General features: G+C 31.8%; 23 protein-coding genes. 20 read left to right on the top strand and 3 right to left on the bottom strand.

The window, feature by feature from the left end:
• Positions 1-46: 46 nt before the first annotated feature.
• The 3 genes from HNP99_RS04955 to HNP99_RS04945 form a co-directional block, all read right to left on the bottom strand.
• Positions 47-682 carry a hypothetical protein gene (locus HNP99_RS04955; protein WP_173851915.1) on the bottom strand — a complete coding sequence of 212 codons (636 nt, stop codon included), beginning with the start codon at positions 680-682 and terminating at the stop codon, positions 47-49.
• Between the two features lie 241 nt (positions 683-923).
• Entirely contained in the window at positions 924-1,331 is a 408-nt protein-coding gene (locus HNP99_RS04950; protein ID WP_173851913.1) for a hypothetical protein, read from the bottom strand.
• A 182-nt stretch (positions 1,332-1,513) separates the two neighbouring features.
• Positions 1,514-2,038, bottom strand: coding sequence for a hypothetical protein (locus HNP99_RS04945; protein WP_173851911.1), 525 nt, complete (start codon positions 2,036-2,038; stop codon positions 1,514-1,516).
• A 354-nt stretch (positions 2,039-2,392) separates the two neighbouring features.
• On the opposite strand from HNP99_RS04945, the gene HNP99_RS04940 reads away from it, so the two are divergent.
• The 20 genes from HNP99_RS04940 (at position 2,393) to HNP99_RS04845 (ending at position 20,525) form a co-directional block, all read left to right on the top strand.
• A complete protein-coding gene (locus tag HNP99_RS04940; RefSeq protein WP_173851909.1) occupies positions 2,393-3,121 on the top strand; it encodes an LOG family protein in 729 nt (242 codons plus the stop codon).
• A gap of 152 nt (positions 3,122-3,273) precedes the next feature.
• Positions 3,274-6,051 (top strand): gluzincin family metallopeptidase, encoded by a 2,778-nt coding sequence (locus HNP99_RS04935; protein WP_371810439.1) that lies wholly within the window; start codon positions 3,274-3,276, stop codon positions 6,049-6,051.
• A 187-nt stretch (positions 6,052-6,238) separates the two neighbouring features.
• A complete protein-coding gene (locus HNP99_RS04930) occupies positions 6,239-8,647 on the top strand; it encodes an alpha-ketoacid dehydrogenase subunit alpha/beta (protein ID WP_173851907.1) in 2,409 nt (802 codons plus the stop codon).
• Between the two features lie 182 nt (positions 8,648-8,829).
• Positions 8,830-9,123, top strand: a complete 294-nt coding sequence (locus HNP99_RS04925) for a putative quinol monooxygenase (RefSeq protein ID WP_173851905.1) — start codon at positions 8,830-8,832, stop codon at positions 9,121-9,123.
• A 163-nt stretch (positions 9,124-9,286) separates the two neighbouring features.
• Positions 9,287-9,970 (top strand): peptidoglycan DD-metalloendopeptidase family protein, encoded by a 684-nt coding sequence (locus tag HNP99_RS04920; protein ID WP_173851903.1) that lies wholly within the window; start codon positions 9,287-9,289, stop codon positions 9,968-9,970.
• A gap of 1 nt (position 9,971) precedes the next feature.
• Positions 9,972-10,457: a hypothetical protein gene (locus HNP99_RS04915; RefSeq protein WP_173851901.1), complete on the top strand. Its 486-nt coding sequence runs from the start codon at positions 9,972-9,974 to the stop codon at positions 10,455-10,457.
• 408 nt (positions 10,458-10,865) lie between these two features.
• Entirely contained in the window at positions 10,866-12,230 is a 1,365-nt protein-coding gene (locus HNP99_RS04910; protein ID WP_173851899.1) for an NAD-dependent succinate-semialdehyde dehydrogenase, read from the top strand.
• A gap of 441 nt (positions 12,231-12,671) precedes the next feature.
• A complete protein-coding gene (locus tag HNP99_RS04905) occupies positions 12,672-12,887 on the top strand; it encodes a hypothetical protein (protein WP_173851897.1) in 216 nt (71 codons plus the stop codon).
• 45 nt (positions 12,888-12,932) lie between these two features.
• Positions 12,933-13,406, top strand: coding sequence for a Dps family protein (locus HNP99_RS04900; protein ID WP_173851895.1), 474 nt, complete (start codon positions 12,933-12,935; stop codon positions 13,404-13,406).
• Between the two features lie 286 nt (positions 13,407-13,692).
• Positions 13,693-14,595 (top strand): YihY/virulence factor BrkB family protein, encoded by a 903-nt coding sequence (locus HNP99_RS04895; protein WP_173851893.1) that lies wholly within the window; start codon positions 13,693-13,695, stop codon positions 14,593-14,595.
• A gap of 234 nt (positions 14,596-14,829) precedes the next feature.
• Positions 14,830-15,294 (top strand): PA2169 family four-helix-bundle protein, encoded by a 465-nt coding sequence (locus HNP99_RS04890; RefSeq protein ID WP_173851891.1) that lies wholly within the window; start codon positions 14,830-14,832, stop codon positions 15,292-15,294.
• A gap of 97 nt (positions 15,295-15,391) precedes the next feature.
• On the top strand, positions 15,392-16,150 hold the full coding sequence (locus HNP99_RS04885; RefSeq protein ID WP_173851889.1) for an MlaE family ABC transporter permease: 759 nt from the start codon (positions 15,392-15,394) through the stop codon (positions 16,148-16,150).
• A gap of 1 nt (position 16,151) precedes the next feature.
• Positions 16,152-16,922, top strand: coding sequence for an ABC transporter ATP-binding protein (locus tag HNP99_RS04880; protein ID WP_173851887.1), 771 nt, complete (start codon positions 16,152-16,154; stop codon positions 16,920-16,922).
• A 24-nt stretch (positions 16,923-16,946) separates the two neighbouring features.
• On the top strand, positions 16,947-17,678 hold the full coding sequence (locus HNP99_RS04875; RefSeq protein ID WP_173851885.1) for an MlaD family protein: 732 nt from the start codon (positions 16,947-16,949) through the stop codon (positions 17,676-17,678).
• Positions 17,679-18,032: 354 nt separating this feature from the next.
• Positions 18,033-18,473: a sll1863 family stress response protein gene (locus HNP99_RS04870; RefSeq protein ID WP_173851883.1), complete on the top strand. Its 441-nt coding sequence runs from the start codon at positions 18,033-18,035 to the stop codon at positions 18,471-18,473.
• Positions 18,474-18,645: 172 nt separating this feature from the next.
• Positions 18,646-19,281, top strand: a complete 636-nt coding sequence (locus HNP99_RS04865; protein ID WP_173851881.1) for a porin family protein — start codon at positions 18,646-18,648, stop codon at positions 19,279-19,281.
• Between the two features lie 40 nt (positions 19,282-19,321).
• Complete coding sequence (locus HNP99_RS04860; RefSeq protein ID WP_173851879.1) at positions 19,322-19,474, top strand: lmo0937 family membrane protein; 153 nt, start codon at positions 19,322-19,324, stop codon at positions 19,472-19,474.
• Between the two features lie 42 nt (positions 19,475-19,516).
• A complete protein-coding gene (locus tag HNP99_RS04855) occupies positions 19,517-19,813 on the top strand; it encodes a YtxH domain-containing protein (protein WP_173851877.1) in 297 nt (98 codons plus the stop codon).
• Positions 19,814-19,831: 18 nt separating this feature from the next.
• Positions 19,832-20,179 (top strand): phage holin family protein, encoded by a 348-nt coding sequence (locus tag HNP99_RS04850; protein ID WP_173851875.1) that lies wholly within the window; start codon positions 19,832-19,834, stop codon positions 20,177-20,179.
• A gap of 1 nt (position 20,180) precedes the next feature.
• Positions 20,181-20,525, top strand: coding sequence for a hypothetical protein (locus tag HNP99_RS04845; protein ID WP_173851873.1), 345 nt, complete (start codon positions 20,181-20,183; stop codon positions 20,523-20,525).
• The last annotated feature ends 7 nt before the right edge of the window (positions 20,526-20,532 follow it).

Here is a 20,532-nt window from a genome sequence, read left to right as displayed (position 1 = left end):
ACCAAAGCCTTGTGTATTGTGTAACTGCTGTTATAGGCAGGAACTGTTACATTTCAATTGCCCTTTTCTTTTTTTTAAAATTCTCTTTTGCTTTTCTTATAAGTTGATTTGATTCCTCAATTTCTTTATATTCTGTCGTTAAAGGCTTTACTTTTCCATTATAGAAGTTGGAAGTCCATTTTACGTTTTCAGGTAAAAACTCTTTGTTATTCTTTTTGTATAAAAGTACTATGTTTTCTTCTTCAGTTGTTCTTCGAACCGAGAAGAATGTTCTACTTTTATTATTTTCAAGTCTTTTCCATAATTGAGTTAGTGCAACACTTTTTACAGTATCAGTTTGGCTTGCTAAATAAATAATTGGTTGAACGGAATTGTCGGGAAATATTCCAAAAATATCATTGTTATTCAATAAAAACGAAACAAAATTTTCGCTGTTAATCGTTAGTAAATATTCTGGTTTTAAACCAATTAAATTTGGATATTCAAAATCCATATTATTTCCTGAACCTGTATGAGTCTTTTCTGTTTGATAAGCATAAACTTTACTTGAATCCAAAATAAAAACTACGTCTGAATACCATTTTAAGTTGTATGGGACAAAAGGTGGCGGAACTTTTGCTGATTTCTTCCACGCTTCACTAATCGAATCTGCATTTGAAATTACGTAATATTTTTTTTCCATAGTTTGCTTTTTACAACTACCAAGTATTACAATCAAAGCGAGTGAAAATAGTATTTTGTATTTCATATTTTAATCGTGCGTGTGTTCTTGCCTATAACGTCTCGCGGCTTTACAATGGTGGCGAACTTCGTGACCGATTATTTTCGGATAAGATAAAATATCTTGCGGAAGATAAACATGATGTTACCACATATTTCGCTATTTTTGCAAACCGCTGTTGGCAGTAGCTTTTCTTAATACTTTAGATTTCTGATGTTAAGGTCAGATATTTATTTCGACCAAATGTTAAATAATAAACCATAAGTAACAAAACAGGATAAACTAGAAAAATAGTATATTCAAAGTCATATAAATATTCTAGCAAAAAAGATAATAGAATAAAGACTAAAGAAATTGGTATTAACCATTTTCCGTATTTAAAACCTCCAACTTTTAAACTTTTTATTTCTCCATTTTTAATTTCTAAATGTACTTTTGGACTTCCACACCAATCAATTTTGGCTTCAATTACATGTTTTCCTTCTTCAATTTCAAAGTCTTTGTTTTCGCCATTTTCAATTGTTCCAACTTTTTTATTGTCAATATAAATTCGATAATGTCTAACTCTATTATTAAATTCGTTTGTTCTTTGGATATTTAGTTTTCCCATTTCTATATGATTTCTGTTTCTCGTTTTTCGGCGCTAAAGTTACTGCCAACGTGTCGCGGCTTGCAGAAGTGGCGAACTTCGTAACCGATTATTTTCGGCTAAGATATAATTTCTTGCGAAAGATAAACGTGAATTTACCACATATTTAGCCATTTATGCAAACCGCTGTTGTGCGTTCGGTTTTATTCACTATCTAGGAACATTTTCCAATATTCCACATCCATATATTTATTTTCATTTTTCGTTTTTTCCAAAAAAGTGTTTACTTCAAATTTGGAGATTCCATTTTCTGCTTTTTGCTTTAATATTCTTAAATCATCTAGAATTTTTTTAAAATTGTCTAGAGAAATAGCAATATATTTTTCATTCCATTCGTCTTCGTCATGTTCGGATGTGAAAACTGGTAAATTTGGCTTTTCAAAATCTACAAATATTGGATCTCCAATTCCATCATAACCAATAGCAACCCAATTTTTTTTCCAATCTCCTTTATTTGTTCCTAATAATGATTTTCCCAAATGATTAAATCGATAACCAATTTGTTCTTCTTTAAGATTATTTGGTTTGAAAAATTCTAGTGAACTATATTTGATTGTTATATCTTCAACATTATTAATAAATTTCTTAAACTCATTATTGTTTAAAAATAAATTAAAATCTCTGTCAACATACTTTTTAAGATTAAACAAACTATATATTATCTTCATCTTTTTTAATTGATTTAGTTTGGCTAAACTGACGCACAACTTCTATATATCATCAAATATACACCTCTTTTTCTCATCTCAACATTAAATATTAAGTTTTTTCTTGTTTAAATTCCATTAAATGGTATTGTTTTTGATTATTTAATGGAAGAATTATAAAGCAAAACCTAAGCTTTTTCTAAAATAAAAAAAGAGTTTGCGCGTAGTTTTTTAAAAAAAGAAGTACTTTAGTATTCTGGATTTTTAGCCCTGATGGTCACGGCATCCTTTTTATTTTTTTCTTTATAAAAATAAAAAGATACAGTAGACAGCAGGAAATAGCTCCAGATAATAATCGTTAAAAATAAATAAGAAATGAGATTAGAAGATTTTGACAATGATGAGGATAAAATAATCCAAGACCGATTGAAACAGAAGACTTGGAATGAAATTAGAACAAATGATAGTTGGGCTATTTTTAAAATTATGGCCGAGTTTGTTAATGGATACGAAACTATGGGGCGCATAGGTCCTTGTGTGTCTATATTTGGGTCGGCTAGAACAAAACCGGATCATGATTCATATAAATTAGCTGAGAAAATTGCCTATAAAATCAGTAAGGCTGGTTATGGTGTGATTACTGGTGGTGGGCCTGGAATTATGGAGGCTGGTAATAAAGGAGCGCATCTTGGTGGTGGTACTTCGGTGGGGTTGAATATTGTATTGCCGTTTGAGCAACATTTTAACCCGTATATTGACGCAGATAAAAACTTGAATTTTGATTATTTCTTTGTTCGTAAAGTGATGTTTGTAAAGTACTCACAAGGTTTTGTGGTTATGCCAGGAGGTTTTGGAACTTTGGATGAATTGTTTGAAGCGATTACCTTAATCCAAACTAAGAAAATTGCTAAATTTCCTATCATATTAGTAGGAACTAGTTTTTGGTCGGGTTTAATGCAATGGGTAGAAACAATGTTAATTGAACGTTTTGAAACGGTTAGTCCTGATGATTTAAAACTAATAAAAATTGTAGATACGGAGGACGAAGTGGTCACTGTTTTAGATAATTTCTATAAGAAATACAATTTGAAACCTAACTTTTAAGCTTAGAGCTGTTTTTTTTATAAAACAGCTTTTTTTTTGGCCTTTTTTAAAAGCGTGGTAAAAAAAATGTACCTTAGGAAAGCATTTTAACCCCACTCTATTTGAAATCACATTATTTATTTTTGCTTTCCTTTTTTGTTTTATGCCTTCCCATGAAACAGTATGCACAACATCACACTGCGATGGTTGTAACGGCAAATATGGATACTAAAACCCTAACAATTGATCAGGAACTTACTTTTGTAAATGATTCTAATGATACGCTATACCAATTGGTTTTAAACGATTGGAATAACGCGTATGCAGATGTGAATACGCCGCTGGCTAAACGTTTTTCGGATGAGTTTTATCGTGGTTTCCATTTGGCTCAAGAAGCCGAAAGAGGCAAAACAACAATTATAAGTATTGTGGATACTGGTAAATTCTATTACAACTGGAATAGAACTGATAAAAATCCTGATGTAGTATCTATTACTTTAAGACAACCTTTACTTCCACATGAAAATATTACACTAAAGATTGCTTATACCGTCAAGATCCCTAGTGCTCAGTTTACTAAATTTGGTTATGAAGAGTCGGGTGCTCTGGTTTTAAAAAACTGGTACCTCACTCCTGCCCGCTATGAGAATCATGATTTTGTACTCTATAGCAATGAAAATCTAGACGATATTGTTAATGGCGCTACTGATTTAGAGATTACTTTAAAGGTTCCGCTGGGTCAAGAAGTAACCTCTGATTTAAAAACGGAATTATTATCTCAGGATGTTCAATATTCGACTTATAGCCTTAGCGGAAAAAACAACATCAATTTTGGTCTTTTTATAGCGCCCAAATCCTCGTTTTATAGTTTTAAAAATGATGCGCTAGAAGTCCTTACTAATATTAAAGAAACTAAAATTAGTACCATTCAGCAAGCTTTACTTATTGACCGTGTGGTAAGTTTTACTACTGATTTTATAGGAAAATATCCTGAGGACAAAATAATCGTTTCGCAAACGGATTATGATCGAAATCCGTTTTATGGACTGAATCAATTACCGGCATTTATTAGTCCGTTTACGAATGAATTCACTTATGAGATTAAGTTTTTAAAGACCTATTTGAATGCGTATTTAAAAAACAGTTTGCGTCTTGATAACCGTCAAGACAGTTGGATTTATGACGGAATTCAAGTTTATGCGATGATGAAATACATAGAAATCAATCATCCAAAGAGTAAAATGCTGGGGAGCACCTCTCGCTTTAAAATATTAAAAAGTTATAACCTGACCAATCTTGACTTTAACGAGCAATACAGTTATTTCTATATGTTAATGGCTCGAAAAAACCTGGACCAACCGCTGGCAAGTTCTAAAAATGCTTTGGTCAAATTTAATGAACAAATTGCTAGTAAATACCGCGCCGGTCTCAGTTTACGTTTCTTAGATAATTATTTAGGCAACAACATTGTGGGCAATAGTATTCAAACATTTTATAAAAACAATGCTTTCAAGCAGCAAAACAGTCACGATTTTGAAAGTTTATTAAAATCGAATACTACTAAGGATATCAATTGGTTTTTCAAGACCATTATCAACTCAAGAGATTTAGTTGATTATAAATTTGGCCCTGCTACAAAAACCAAAGATAGCGTGTCCTTTACCATTAAAAACAGAACAGGAGTTGTGGTTCCAGTACCTATTTATGGCATCAATAAAAGCGGCATTGTCTTTAAAAAATGGCTGGAGCCAAAGAGTAGCGATACTATTTTTACTATTGAACGAAAAGCAGCCGATAAACTAGTTTTAAACTATAAAAATGAAGTTCCGGAATACAACTTAAGAAACAACTGGAAGACTTTAAAGGGTTTTTTTCCCAATAATCGCCCTATAAAATTTGTCTTTATGAAGGATTTAGAGGATCCGTATTACAACCAAATTTTATATGTCCCTTCAATCTCCTATAACCTCTACGATGGTTTATCACCTGGATTGCGGCTGCATAATAAAACCATTCTTGAAAAACCCTTTCTATTTGATGTTAATCCTGCTTATTCTACAAAGGCGAGGTCTTTTTCAGGTTCGGCTTCATTTGTGGTGAATCAAAATTATCGGGAAAGTAAACTATATAATGTGCGTTATTCCATTGGAGGATCTTATTTTCATTACGCACCAGATGCCACATACTTAAGAATAACCCCTACTGTACAGCTGCGAATTAGGCAGGAAGATTATAGAGACAATAGAAAGCAACTCATTCATGTAAGGCAAGTTTTAGTCAATAAAGAAAAAAGTTTACTATTAGCCAATCAACCAGCCGAAAATTATTCTGTTTTTAACGCCAAGTATTTCAATACGAAAACCGAAGTGACTAACCACCTTAGTTTCATGACTGATTTGCAACTTGCAAGCCAATTTGGAAAACTAGCAGCAGAGATTGAATACCGAAAACTTTTTGAGAACAACCATCAAATTAGCTTGCGTTTGTATGCGGGAAGTTTTTTATACAACAAAACCAATTCTGATTACTACAGTTTTGCTTTAGACAGGCCTACTGATTACTTGTTTGATTACAATTACTACGGCCGTTCAGAAAGTACGGGATTTTTTAGTCAGCAATTAATTGTAGCCGAGGGAGGTTTTAAATCGAAATTAAACACAGCTTACGCAAACCAATGGATTACAACACTAAACGGGAGTTATGCTCTTTTTAATTGGTTCGAAATTTACGGTGATGCAGGATTCATCAAGAATAAAACTCTAAAAGAACAGTTTTTATTTGACAGTGGCGTACGGCTTAATTTGGTTCCTGATTATTTTGAAATCTACCTTCCGGTATACTCTTCAAATGGTTGGGAAATAGGGCAAAACAAATACAATGAAAAAATCAGGTTTATTATTACATTATCTCCAAAAATTTTAATCAATTTATTTAACCGAAAATGGTTTTAAAATGATATTTTTAGCACCATTAAATTAAATTATCATCAGTAAAAGCACTATTAAATTACACATATCAAAAAAAATAATATTTATACTGAAAATTATATAGCAAATATTAAATTATATTTCCTTTAATCAATTATGAAAATCAACACTTTTTAAGTAAATTTGCACCACTAAGTTATACTTTGCAATTATGATAAAAGAAAAAGCTAATACTACTTTGACTTTCGAAGATTTTAAAACTGAAGTTTTGAACGATTACAAGACTGCTATGATTAGTAGAGAATGTAGTTTATTAGGACGAAGAGAGGTTTTAACTGGAAAAGCAAAGTTTGGAATTTTTGGAGATGGTAAAGAAGTGCCACAGCTAGCAATGGCTAAATTTTTCAAAAATGGTGACTTCCGTTCTGGATATTATCGTGATCAAACTTTTATGATGGCAATAGGCGAATTAACTGTTGAACAGTTTTTTGCTGGTTTGTATGGAAATACAAGTATTGAAAAAGAACCTATGTCAGGAGGAAGACAAATGGGCGGACATTTTTCTACCCATAGTTTAAACGAAGACGGTTCTTGGAAAAACTTAACAAAACAAAAAAATTCAAGTGCTGATATCTCTCCTACCGCCGGGCAAATGCCTCGTTTATTAGGATTGGCGCAAGCATCTAAAATATATAGAAAAGTTAGCGGAATCAAAAACAAAGCTAATTTCTCCATAGATGGTAATGAAATTGCTTGGGGAACCATAGGAAACGCAAGTACCTCAGAAGGATTATTCTTTGAAACAATAAATGCTGCTGGAGTATTACAAGTACCTATGCTTATTAGTGTTTGGGATGATGAATACGGAATCTCAGTACACGCTAAGCACCAAACTACAAAAGAAAACATCTCAGAAATATTAAAAGGATACCAACGCGATACTAACGCTGATGGTTATGAAGTTTTAAGAGTAAAAGGTTGGGATTATACTGATTTGATTGCTACTTATGAGAAAGCTTCGGCTGTTGCTCGTGAAAAGCACGTTCCGGTTTTAGTTCATGTAAATGAGTTGACACAACCGCAAGGACACTCTACATCAGGATCTCATGAAAGATATAAAGACGCCAACCGTTTAGCTTGGGAAAAAGAGTTTGATTGTATTAGACAAATGCGTTTATGGATGATTGCCATCAATATTGCATCTGTAGAGGAATTGAATGAAATTGATACCAATGCTAAAAAACAAGTATTAGAAGGTAAAAAAGCAGCTTGGGCAGCTTTTATCAATCCTATTGTTGAAGAGCAAAAAGAGCTAGTTAGTTTATTAGAGGAACTAGCGGCTAACAGCACAAAGCAAGAAGCAATTTTAAAACTAGTTGCACAATTAAAAACCACTAAGGATCCTTTGAAAAAAGAGATTTTAATTGCTGCGCGTAAAACGTTGAGACTGTTGATTAATGAAGGTGGTCAAGCCAAATTATCACAATGGATCACCGATTATACTGTAAAAACACAACCCAATTTTAGCAGTCACTTGCACTCCAACTCTGATTTGAATGTATTCTCAGTAGCAGAAGTGTTGCCAACTTATAATGAAAGTAACAAAGAAGAAGCTGACGGAAGAATGATCTTACGTGATAACTTTGATGCTATTTTTACAAAATATCCTGAAGCGCTTATTTTTGGTGAAGATGCTGGAACTATTGGTGATGTTAACCAAGGTTTAGAAGGAATGCAAGAAAAATATGGAGAACTTCGTGTTGCCGATGTTGGTATTCGTGAAGCCACTATATTAGGACAAGGAATTGGAATGGCCATGCGTGGTTTACGCCCTATTGCCGAAATACAATACTTAGATTACTTGTTATACGCAATTCAAATCATGAGTGATGATTTAGCGACACTACAATATAGAACAGTAGGAAAGCAAAAAGCACCACTAATTATACGTACTCGTGGACACCGCTTAGAAGGAATCTGGCATTCTGGTTCTCCTATGGGAATGATCATAAATGCCGTTAGAGGAATTCATGTACTTGTTCCTAGAAACATGACTAAAGCTGCTGGTTTTTACAATACTTTATTAGAGTGTGACGAACCTGCTTTAGTGATCGAATGTTTAAATGGTTACCGATTAAAAGAACAAACTCCTACCAATTACGGAGCATTTAAAACCCCAATTGGTGTTGTAGAAACAATAAAAGAAGGTGTTGATATTACTTTAGTTTCTTATGGATCTACATTAAGATTAGTAGAGCAAGCCGCTAGAGAACTTCTTGAAATAGGAATTGATTGTGAAATTATCGATTTACAGTCTTTACTCCCATTTGATGTCAATAAAGACTTAGTAGAAAGTATAAAAAAAACAAATCGTTTATTAGTAATTGATGAAGATGTTCCAGGAGGAGCTTCGGCTTACATCATGCAACAAATCATTGAACAACAAGATGGTTACAACTTTTTAGACAGCAAACCACAAACATTAACTGCAAAAGCACATAGACCCTCTTACGGTACTGATGGAGATTATTTCTCTAAACCTTCTACTGAAGATATTTACGAAAAAGTCTATGCAATGATGAGCGAGGTAAATCCTGCTAAGTTTCCTAATTTATACTAAGCATTGTTAATTATATAATTCAAATCCCAAGCTATTTAGTTTGGGATTTTTTTGTTTTTATAAATTACTCATTAAACCATTTAGAATGGCTAGTTGTTAAATTTTAGATTGAACAATAGTTAAACTATATAAATGTAAAAGTCATTAGTAGTACTTTTATTGTCTAAATAAAATAGATCATCATGGAAAAATATGCATTATTAGCACGATTAGAAGCTAAACCAGGAAAAGAAGAAGAAGTTGCTGCATTTTTAAAAAGTGCTTTACCGTTAGTATTAGACGAACCAGATACTGTTAACTGGTACGGTTTGCAATTAGGACCATCAACTTTTGGTATTTTTGATACTTTTGAAACTGAAGCTGGAAGAAAAGCACATCTTGAAGGAAAAATTGCCGAGGCCTTGATGGCTAACGCAGGATCATTACTTTCAAAAGACCCAGTAATTGAAATGGTAGATTTAATTGCTGTCAAATAATTAAAAAGTAATTCCTTTACTTATTGATTGCTAGAGATAGCCAAAAAGTTACTTATAGCTCATTTTAATCGCTGTAAAACAAATTATACCCTTTAAAGCCAACCTATATCTTTTATGTTGGCTTTAATTTTTTTATTTTAGCACTCTAATTAAAACACTATCCATGACCATTTTTGAAACGATATTACATAATACCTTAGACGTTGCCGTAATTCCAGAAAGCATCTCTGAGAATAACTATACTCCGCTTGATTTATCGGTTACTAATAAATCGTTAGAAAACGAATCTCTTGGCAATGCTACTGATTTTGAAAATTACATAGAGAAGCAATTAGCAACTAATCATGCTAAAGTTGCTTATGGTGGTTATAATGAAGAGCGTAATATTTACAAAAGAAGTACTATCTTTAAGGACGAACAAACGGAGGAGCGTAACATGCACATTGGTTTGGACCTTTGGATAAAAGCAGGCACTCCTATCCTAGCGGCTTTGGAGGGTACAGTACATAGTTTTCAATATAATTCGGGTTTTGGAGATTACGGACCAACTATTATTTTGAAACATCAGTCACAAGAACATATTTTTTATACCTTATACGGACATTTATCGATGGAAAGCCTTGAAGGATTATCGGTAGGAGTTAATTTCAAAAAAGGAGAGCAAATTGCGACTTTAGGAGCTGCAGTAGTAAACGGAGATTATGCATCTCACTTGCATTTTCAAGTTATTCATGATATTCAAAAGTACTCAGGCGATTATCCTGGAGTTTGTAGTAAAAAGGAATTGGCTTACTATTTAGACAATTGTCCCGATCCCAATATATTATTAAAAATTAAAGCGAAATAAGATGAAAAAAATTATCATTATCCTAAGCTTAATTCTGTTAGCAGGATGTAAATCGACAACAATTAAAACAACTAGAGCCACTGAACCTGAAAAAAAGGGTTTAAACAAGCTTGCACTATCAGCAATTGATAATGTACAAAAAGCAAGAGCTTATGAATTAGGAAAAAGGATTCTAATGACTTGTAACACATCAAAATTCAAACCTTTTAGTACTGATGAAGCTACACAAAGTATTATCAATAATATTACTTTAGAAAAGCTTTCAAAAACCTGCAACCGTTACCGACAATATTATGGTGATTTTAAAGATATTGAATTAACTGAAATCTATAAAGACTACGATGATGCAACAACCATATTTAGATACAAAGCTTTGTACACTAAAGAAGTAGCAAATAAAGAGCTTAGAGTTTACATGAATGAAGAAAACAAAGTCTCTGGAATCAAATCAATGGATTGGGAAACTACATTTGAAAGAAAGAAATAATTTTCATTCCTTATATAATTGACCAATTACCACTAATAAAATCCGTTTTATAAGTGGTAATTGGTCTTTTTTATTCGAAAACACCACACATTCGATAAAAACCAAAAACCATTTTAACGCAGTATTATTAGCAATAAAAACAAATAAACAATTGTAAATCAGTCATTAAGACTCAATAAGAAAGACAAATATTATTACCTAATGTTAAATTTTGTATTATTATTAATATTAATTCCAACGAGATTTAACTTTATTTTCAAACTCGTTTACCTCAGATAGCTGTAATTTTATAAAACAGAATTCAACCGCATTATTTTCTGGTTATATAATGAGAAACTACTACTTTAGGTAGTGTTAAAAATCAGAATCCCGTAGTTGAATATTTTATTAATTAAAATTTACAATTATATGTCTATTCAAACAACAAACCCCGCTACAAATAAAGTCATAAAATCATTTGATGAAATGACTGACAAGCAAGTTGAAGATGCTATTGCACTTTCAAATACTACTTTTAAAGACTGGAAAAAAACCAGCTATAAAGAACGTGCTACGATACTTCATAAAGTAGCAAAATTAATGCGTGCTAAAAAAACAGAACTTGCCAAACTAATTACTTTAGAAATGGGTAAAGTTTTTGCTCAATCAGAAGGGGAAATTGATCTTAGTGCGAGCATATTAGATTATTACGCTGGCAATGCCGAAACCTTTTTGGCTGATAAAAAATTAAGCCCTGAACAAGGAGAAGCTTTTGTAAGAAGCAGTCCAATTGGAGTATTATTTGGCGTTATGCCATGGAATTTTCCTTTCTACCAAGTAGTACGTTTTGCTGCTCCTAATATAATGGTAGGAAATACTATTTTATTAAAACATGCTTCAATTGTTCCGCAGTGTGCAATTGCAATAGACGAGTTGTTTAAAGAAGCGGGGGCACCAGAAGGCTTGTACACTAATTTAATGATCTCGGGTAAAAGAAGTACCGCATTAGTTGAAGATGTAAGAATCAAGGGAATATCCTTAACAGGTAGTGAAGGTGCTGGTGCTAGTATGGCCGAAGCTGCTGGTAAAAACCTTAAACGTTCCGTTCTAGAATTAGGAGGAAGTGATGCTTTTATCATCTTAGCCGATGCAGACATTGATAAAACAGTTGATTTAGCAATTTTTGGAAGGATGAATAACAACGGTCAAAGTTGTGTAGCTTCAAAAAGATTTATTGCAGTTGAAGCTATAGCCGATGAATTTTTAGAAAAATTTACTGCTAAAGTTGCTGCTTTAAAAGTAGGAGACCCAATGGATCCAAGTACTGATGTTGGTCCTTTGAGCAGTGAAGAAGCATTACAAGGTTTATTAGAGCAAGTGAAAAAATTCGAAGCTGCTGGAGCAACCGTAGTTGTGGGTGGAAAAAGAGCATCTAAAGAAGGGGCTTATATGCAACCTACTTTATTGACTAATTTAAAAAGAGGCGAACCGACTTTCTACGAAGAATTATTTGGACCTGTAGCATCTTTTTATAAAGTTAAAGATGAGCTGGAAGCAATTGATTTAGCTAATGACTCTCCCTTTGGATTGGGAGGATCAATCTATACTAAAGATATTAAAAATGCCATTAAAATTGCTGATCAAATAGACTCAGGAATGGTATTTATTAACTCCCCTACTTGGACACAAGCTGATTTACCATTTGGAGGAACTAAACGTTCTGGTTACGGTCGTGAATTGTCTGAGCAAGGAATTCAAGAGTTTGTAAATAAAAAATTGATTAGAGTTAGTTAAATAGTTTATTATATTGGTTGGTAAAAGAGCGGTATTCATCATTTGATGGGTACCGCTCTTTCGATTTATTACAGTAAAACAAATACAATGCTATTTGAACTCATTTTTCTTATTTGTCGCCAAGTCGAAATACAATTTCATCTCTACTTAATTTTGGATATATAATTAAGTTATTTATAAGGTCTATGTATTTAAAAATACAAATCAGTAAATACTATAACTTTTGAAAGTAATAGTATAAAGCCTATTCTTAGCTTGTTAACTACCTTTGTTAAAGCAATAACGAACAACAAATAAGTTACTTTATTTAGCATAAATAGATAGCTTACTATTTTTTAAAAGGGCAAAAATTTTTAATCATTATTATAATTTTACTGCCTTTAAGTAACGAAATGATTGTTGTTTATTAAGAATTTATGAACCAAAAAGAACCATTTAAAGATGAAATCAAAATCAATAGGAATCGCAATAATAGTAATAGGAGCAATAATGGTATTCTATACCGGGTTTAATTATGTTACTAAAAAGAAAGTAGTTGATATTGGTCCTATCGAAATCAATAAAGAAGAAAATCATCCTGTACAATGGTCTCCAGTAGTAGGAATTGTACTCGTAGTAGGCGGAATTTTACTAGTTGTTGCCGACAAAAAAAGATAAGATTATCATAAACAGATTATATTAATATAAATAAAAACAATTATTATGAAACCACACATTGGAATTACAGATAAAAATTTAAAAAACAGCATTGATTTACTTTCATTAACACTTGCTGATGCAATGACGTTATATACCAAAACTAGAAAATTTCACTGGAATGTATCTGGAGAAAGTTTTATGGAAATGCACGTGCTTTTTGAAAATCAATACAAAGTATTAGAAGTGAATATTGACGAAATTGCTGAAAGAATAGGCAAATTAGGAGGAAAAACAATAGGAACAATGACTGAGTTTGCTGAAATGACGAGACTAAAAGAATCTCCAAATGTTTATCCTGCTCAAAAAGATATGGTTAAAGAATTATTAAGTGACCACGAAGCAATTGCAGTGCAATTACGAAAAGATATAACTACATCAGAGGAAGAAAATAGCGACGCAGGTACTGCTGATTTCCTAACTTCATCATTATTACAACACGAATCTACAGCTTGGAAACTTAGAAGGTATCTAAACTAGTAAAGGTAATGCAGTGTAGCTACTAATGACTTCATATAATTAGTAGTGCTGCATTTTATAAATTGGTTTTTTGGTTTGGTAAAAGGGCTGTTTTGTTTCAAAACAGCCCTTTTTTACGACCTATAATCACTAAAAATGAGAATATTATAATAAAATAAATTTTGCCTGTAACTTATTTGTATCCTAAATATAGAATTTTGTATTATCGTTAATCGAAACTAGTTAATAATCAATAGAAATACTTACGCAACATTTTATCACCTAGTAATTCTAAAAAAACCTCCCCATGAAATTCAATATAAAACATATTTTTCAGCTTTTAAAAACAACATTTACAGAGTGGAATGATAAAGATCCGTTTAGACAAAGTGCTGTAATTGCATACTATGCTATTTTTAGTATTCCTGGCTTATTAGTCTTGGTAATTTCTATTTCTGGATATTTCTTTGGTGCAGCTAGTGTTAATGAGAATATTATGGGTCAAATATCCAGTACAATGGGCTCTGAGACTGCAAAACAAGTCAGTCAGATTTTAAGCAAATCTACCGAAGAAAAATCAACTGTTTGGGGAAGTATAATAGGTGTTGCCGTTTTGCTATTTGGTGCTACAGCAGTATTTGTAGAATTACAAAAAACATTAAATTTGATTTGGAAAGTAAAACTCAAAACCCAAAAAGGCTTTAGACATATTATAAAAGCACGTTTATTCTCATTTGGATTAATCCTAGCCATTGCTTTTTTACTAACGGTATCCTTAGTGGTATCAACATTACTTTCTAGTATGGGAACTTGGCTTAAAGTCTACACCCACGATTCTACTATTTTTCTATATAACATTATTAACTTCATTTTCTCACTTGCCATTATTTCAGCGCTTTTTGCATTAATGTTTAAAATCTTACCTGATGCTAAAATTAGATGGAAACACGTATGGCTAGGCGCATTTGTAACAGGAATTTTGTTTACGATTGGTAAAACACTTTTAGCTTATTATTTCAGTACTGCTGAACCTGGATCTATTTATGGAGTAGCAGGATCAATTGTTTTAATACTTTTATGGGTTTCTTACTCTTCAATGATATTATTTTTTGGTGCTGAGTTTACAGCAGTTTATACCCGAACTTATTCGGGAGAAATCCCTCCTACTGATATTGCAGAACAAGACCCTAATTGTATTTCAAGAACTTAAACAGGTAAAGGATAACCAAATATAATTATAAATATAATTATAATATTATTCGGGATTTAAATTAAAAAACAGGCATAACTCACTAACTAACAAATATTTAAACACAGGCCTTTTATCATAAAAAGTGTTAATATTATAATTTTATCATAAAGTATTGCAACAGCTTTGCCCTACTAATTAAAGAACTTTACAGTATCAAAAATAAAGGAAGTTAAACTCTTTAATAGTAAAAATATGAATCCAGAAATAGCCATAAACGTATTAAATTCATTTATAATAATCAACAATGATCGTATAGAAAGATACAAAGTTGCTTCAAGAGATATTACTAACTACAGTTTAAAAAAGGCTTTTGAAAATTTTCAAAAAACAAGCCAAAAATGTAAAATGGAACTTAGCAAAGAAATTATAAAACTTGGCGGAACTCCATTGCAAGATAAAAGCAGTTTTAATTCGGTTAGTAAGTTCTGGCTCGCTGTAAAAAACAACTTTATCTATAAAGACATTAAAAAATTGATTTCTAGCTGTGAGATCAATGAAAATGAAGTAATGAAAACGTATTACGATACAATTTATAGTAATCGTGATTTATTGACAGACAATCAACAACTTATGTTGAGTGAACAATATTTTTCTATCAATACAGAACATTATGAAATCAAGTCGTTTAAAGACAATTTTTTTATTAGTGCTGTATAAATTTTAGATTAAAATTAGTACGCAATTTTAATAGCGCAAAAATAGTGTTTGAGACCGCGCATTCCTACTCCATTATTAATATTAAAAACGGATCGTTTTGACTACATATATAAAAAACACTTTTAGCGATGTGGGTGACATTACGCTATTTATCACGAGATTTTTTAAAGAGGTTTTAACCCCTCGCTATGAATTTAAAGAGTGCTTAGTACAATGTTATAAAATAGGCTATAAATCAATACCCTTAGTGGCTATTACTGGATTTATAATGGGACTTGTACTAACATTACAATCCCGCCCTACTCTAGTTAGTTTTGGTGCAGAATCATGGTTGCCTGGTATGGTAGCATTATCTTTAATTAGAGAAATAGCACCTGTAATTACAGCATTAATATGTGCTGGAAAAATAGCTTCTGGAATTGGAGCCGAACTTGGTTCTATGAAAGTAACAGAGCAAATAGACGCTATGGAAGTTGCAGCTATAAACCCCTTTAAATACTTGGTGGTTACCCGCGTACTAGCTACAACTTTTATGGTTCCATTATTAGTAATATTGGCTGATGTAATTGGAATTTTAGGTGGTTATATTGGTGTCAACATTCACGGGGATACTAGCTTGTATTTATATATCGCTAAAGTTTTCGAAATATTAACCTTTTCAGATATATTTCCTGCAACAATTAAAACCATCTTCTTTGGATTTTTTATTGGAATCATAGGTTGTTATAAAGGATTTACTGCTGATCACGGAACGGAAAGCGTTGGTAAAGCAGCAAATTCTGCCGTAGTTACTGCTTCTCTGACCATATTTATAATTGACATGTTAGCCGTTCAAATAACCGATTTATTCTTTTAATATGACTCAACAACAAACTCTAAACAATAATTCAAACAATAACGTTGCTGCAATTGAAATTAAAAATTTGCACAAAACCTTTGGCGAAGACAATCATGTTCTTAAAGGTATTAACCTTACAGTAAATAAAGGTGAAGATTTAGTTATCCTAGGAAAATCAGGTACTGGTAAATCCATAACAATTAAATGTATTGTAGGATTGATAAAAGCTGACGAGGGAGAAATAAAAGTCTTAGGAGAAGACATCACCAAACTCAATACGCAAGAACTCAATAAAATCAGGGTTAAAGTGGGTTTTCTTTTCCAAAATGCTGCGTTATATGATTCTATGTCGGTTCGAGAAAATTTAGATTTTACTCTTCGTAGGCATTTTGACTCCCTTACTGAAGCAGAAATTGAAAGCGAAATAAAAGAAGTTCTTGAAAGCGTAGGTCTTGCGGAAGCAATTGATAAAATGCCCTCAGAACTTTCTGGAGGAATGCGTAAACGCATTGGTTTAGCCAGAACCTTAATTTTAAAACCTGAAATTATACTTTATGATGAACCTACTACTGGGTTAGACACGATCACATCAAAGGAAATCAGTGAATTAATTATAAGTATTCAAGAGGAACGTAAAACATCCTCAATAATTATTACCCATGATATGGCTTGCGCCAAAATGACTGCAGACCGTATTATGATTTTAAAAGATGGTGTTATCCATGCCGAAGGAACCTATCAAGAATTAGAAAACAGTGAAGAAGAATGGGTTCGTTCTTTTTTTATATAAATAATAAACCAAAAGCAATTAACAATGAATAAGCAATCAAATCATATCTGGAAATTAGGAATGTTCGTCATTGGTGCATTAGTAGTATTTGCAGCGACAATATTCTTCATAGGAAAACAACAAAACCTTTTTGGAAACACCTTCATCCTACAAGCAAACTTTAAAAACGTAAGCGGTCTAATGGTAGGAAACAATGTTCGTTTTTCTGGAATAACAATTGGAACTGTTGATGAAGTACAATTAATATCCGACTCAACAGTGGTAGTTAAAATGTCAATTGAGAAAGACGTTCAAAAATTCATTAAAACTGATGCTAAAGCTAGTATTGGATCAGATGGTTTAATGGGAGATAAAGTTTTAACGATTTCTCCAGGAACACATTCTAACAAAATGATTGCAGAAAATGGCCGTATCGGTTCTGTTGCCTCTGTAGAAATGGACGAAATCATGAAAAGTGCACAGGTAACAATGGAAAACGCTAGTGTAATCACTCAAGAACTGGCTCAGTTTAGCTACGATATGAACAACGGAAATGGTGCTTTATCAAAATTATTAACCGATGAAGATTTTGCAAACAGCTTAGATAAGACTATGAATAACTTGCAAAAAGGAACCAAAGGTTTGAGTGAAAATATGGAAGCAGCAAAACACAATTTCTTACTAAGAGGATTTTTTAAGAAAAAGCAACGAGAAGAAGAAAAGAAAAAAGAAGCTCTTGAAAAAGCAAAAGAGGAAGCTGCAGAAAAGAAAAAATAAACTACTTGTTATTGAAAACCTAGATTTGAATAAACAGCTTTAATTTTTAAAATTTTTAATACCAAAACTTGCTAATTTTAAATTGATTCTCATTGATTAAATCATTTAAATCTGTAATATAAAAAGGAATCTTTTTAAACTCTATTTAAGAATAATAAAAAATACACTTTACATTATAATTACATCCATCACCCTTTGCTTTTACAAGTAGAGGGTGATTTTTTATATAAAGTAATACTTTAAACTATAATATGTAAATATCACAATAATAGATAAAAGTATTGTAATATAAATTATTGTTTATTGGGGGATATTTGTAGTAACAAAATACAATAATAATTAAACACAACCAACATGAAAAGAGCAATCTATACCCTAGCGTTTGCGCTATTGATTACTGGAACGACTTTAGTTTCGTGTAAACAAACTACAGAAGAAGAAACAATAGAAGCTAACACTGACGAATCAGAAGGAACATCTGTGATGGTGAAAAGCACTACTCAAAATAAAGAATGGGAAGCTTTTAAAATTAGCACTGACAGTACTATCAATCGAAATGAAATGCGCATTGCTGAATTAAAAGTCAGAATGAAAGACAGTAAAAAAACTATTGATTCAAGTTATCAAAACAAAGTGATTCAACTTGAAGAAAAAAATCAAGAGATGAAAATGAAACTAGACAATTATAAAAATGATGCTAATGAAAATTGGGATTCTTTTAAAACAGAACTTAATTACGATATGAACGAATTAGGGAATGCATTAAAAGACCTTACAGTGGATAATAAAAAATAAAAATACTAGAAATTACATAGTAATATAAGAGGTCAAATACTAATAATTTCATTGCTTAAAGCAGAAATGTAAATAACATAACTTTTGCCTAAAGTTGTATAACACAAACGCTCACAAAGAGTGCGACCTTTGAAATATCAAAACAATCAATAACAAACAAACAAAAATTAAAATGAAAAAATCAAGAAAAATAGCCTTAGCAAGTTTTTTATTTAGTTGTCTAGCATATACAGGTGTTCATGCACAAGACGGAATCGCTAAACCAGCAACAATAGGTTTTAAAGGGGGAGTAAATTTCTCTAACTTATATTCTAATGACAATGGTGTAGATGACAACAACGTTTTAACTGGTTTCAATGCAGGTTTATATGCTAAATTACCAATTACAAATTCATTTGCTATTCAACCAGAGGTGTATTACACTACAAAAGGTGCTGAACTAACTTATGACAATGCATTTATATCAGGAAAGTCAAAATTTAAAGTAAACTATGTTGAGGTTCCTGTATTAGCAGTGATCAATATTACTGAAAATTTTAATGTTCATGCGGGTCCTTACGCTGCTTATATGGTAAGCGGAAAAACAAGTACTAATTCTAGTCTTTTTGATTCAGAAAATGAATTAGATACTAATGACTTTAAGAGATTTGAGGCAGGAATTGCTGCAGGTGTAGGTGTTGATTTTGAATTGTTAAGTTTCGGAGTAAGATATAACTACGGTTTAACTAAAATAGGAAAAGAAAATACTATCGCGCAAGATGCAAAAAACAGTGTACTTAATGTATACGTAGGATTTGCATTGAATTAATAAAAAACAAAAATAAATTTAATAACTAAAATACAAAATCATGAGTAACCTATTATATACAGTAGCCGTAATCTTAATCATTTTTTGGGCAATCGGATTCTTTGCGTACAGCGCAGGAGCAATTATACATATTCTTTTAGTAATCGCAATTATTGCAATACTATTAAGACTGATACAAGGAAAACGCCTATAATTTTAGGCACAAAAATATTAATAACAAATAAATAAAATTATTATGAAAACGAACAACACAATATTAGGAGTTTTAGGTGGAATAGCTGCAGGAGCACTTTTAGGAATATTATTTGCACCAGACAAAGGAGAAAAAACAAGAAAGAAAATCAAAGATAAAAGTACTGATTACGCTGATGACTTATCAGGTAAATTCAACTCTGCTGTAGATACAATTTCAAAAAAATACGACGAATTAAAGTCGGAAACTAAAAGTATGTATGCTGAAGGAAAATCACAACTTGAGGATACAAAGAAAGAGTTAGAAAAAGAAACGGAACGTTTAAAAGCACAAGTATAATCGCTTAAAACTTAAATTATGAGTAACAACGCAACATCAATAGAAGTTCTATTTGAAAAAATACAGGATTACACTAAGACCACTATAGAGCTAACAAAGCTGAACGCTATTGCAAAATCTACAGACGTTTTATCGTCATTTATGACCCGAATAGTTGTTTCTATTGCTGTTGCAATGTTTATTTTGTTGTTGAGCTTTGGAATTTCATTTATGATTGGCGAAATGATGGGTAATATATATTGGGGCTTCTTTATCGTAGCTGCATTCTATTTACTACTTGCTATTATTCTATACTTGTTTAGAGGTGAATGGATTAAAAAACCTATAAGTGACAAAATTATAGCTAAACTTTTAAAACATAAATAAGATGAAAGAGCGCAATCATACAGCAACATTAGAAGAAACAATTCGTGTTTTAAAAATCAAGCAAACGCAGGAATTAGTAGTATTAAATGAACAATTTCAAAATGTTTATGATAGTGTTAAACCTGCTAATTTAATCAAGTCTACTATTAATGAGATAGTAAATACACCCAACCTAAAACATAACTTGATCAATAATTTAATTGGTTTATCAACGGGTTATTTATCAAAGAAAATCATGTTTGGAGGTGCTAAAGGTCCTGTCAAAAAAGTATTAGGAACCGTTGCGCAGTTTTTTATAACCAACTTTGTTTCTAAACATAGTGATAGCATTACGAACAAACTATAAATTACTT

The organism is Flavobacterium gelidicaeli (genome assembly GCF_013294005.1).
Lineage (GTDB): Bacteria > Bacteroidota > Bacteroidia > Flavobacteriales > Flavobacteriaceae > Flavobacterium.
The sequence above is the reverse complement of the archived record's forward strand: the minus strand, read 5'-3'. Positions and strand labels throughout refer to the sequence as shown.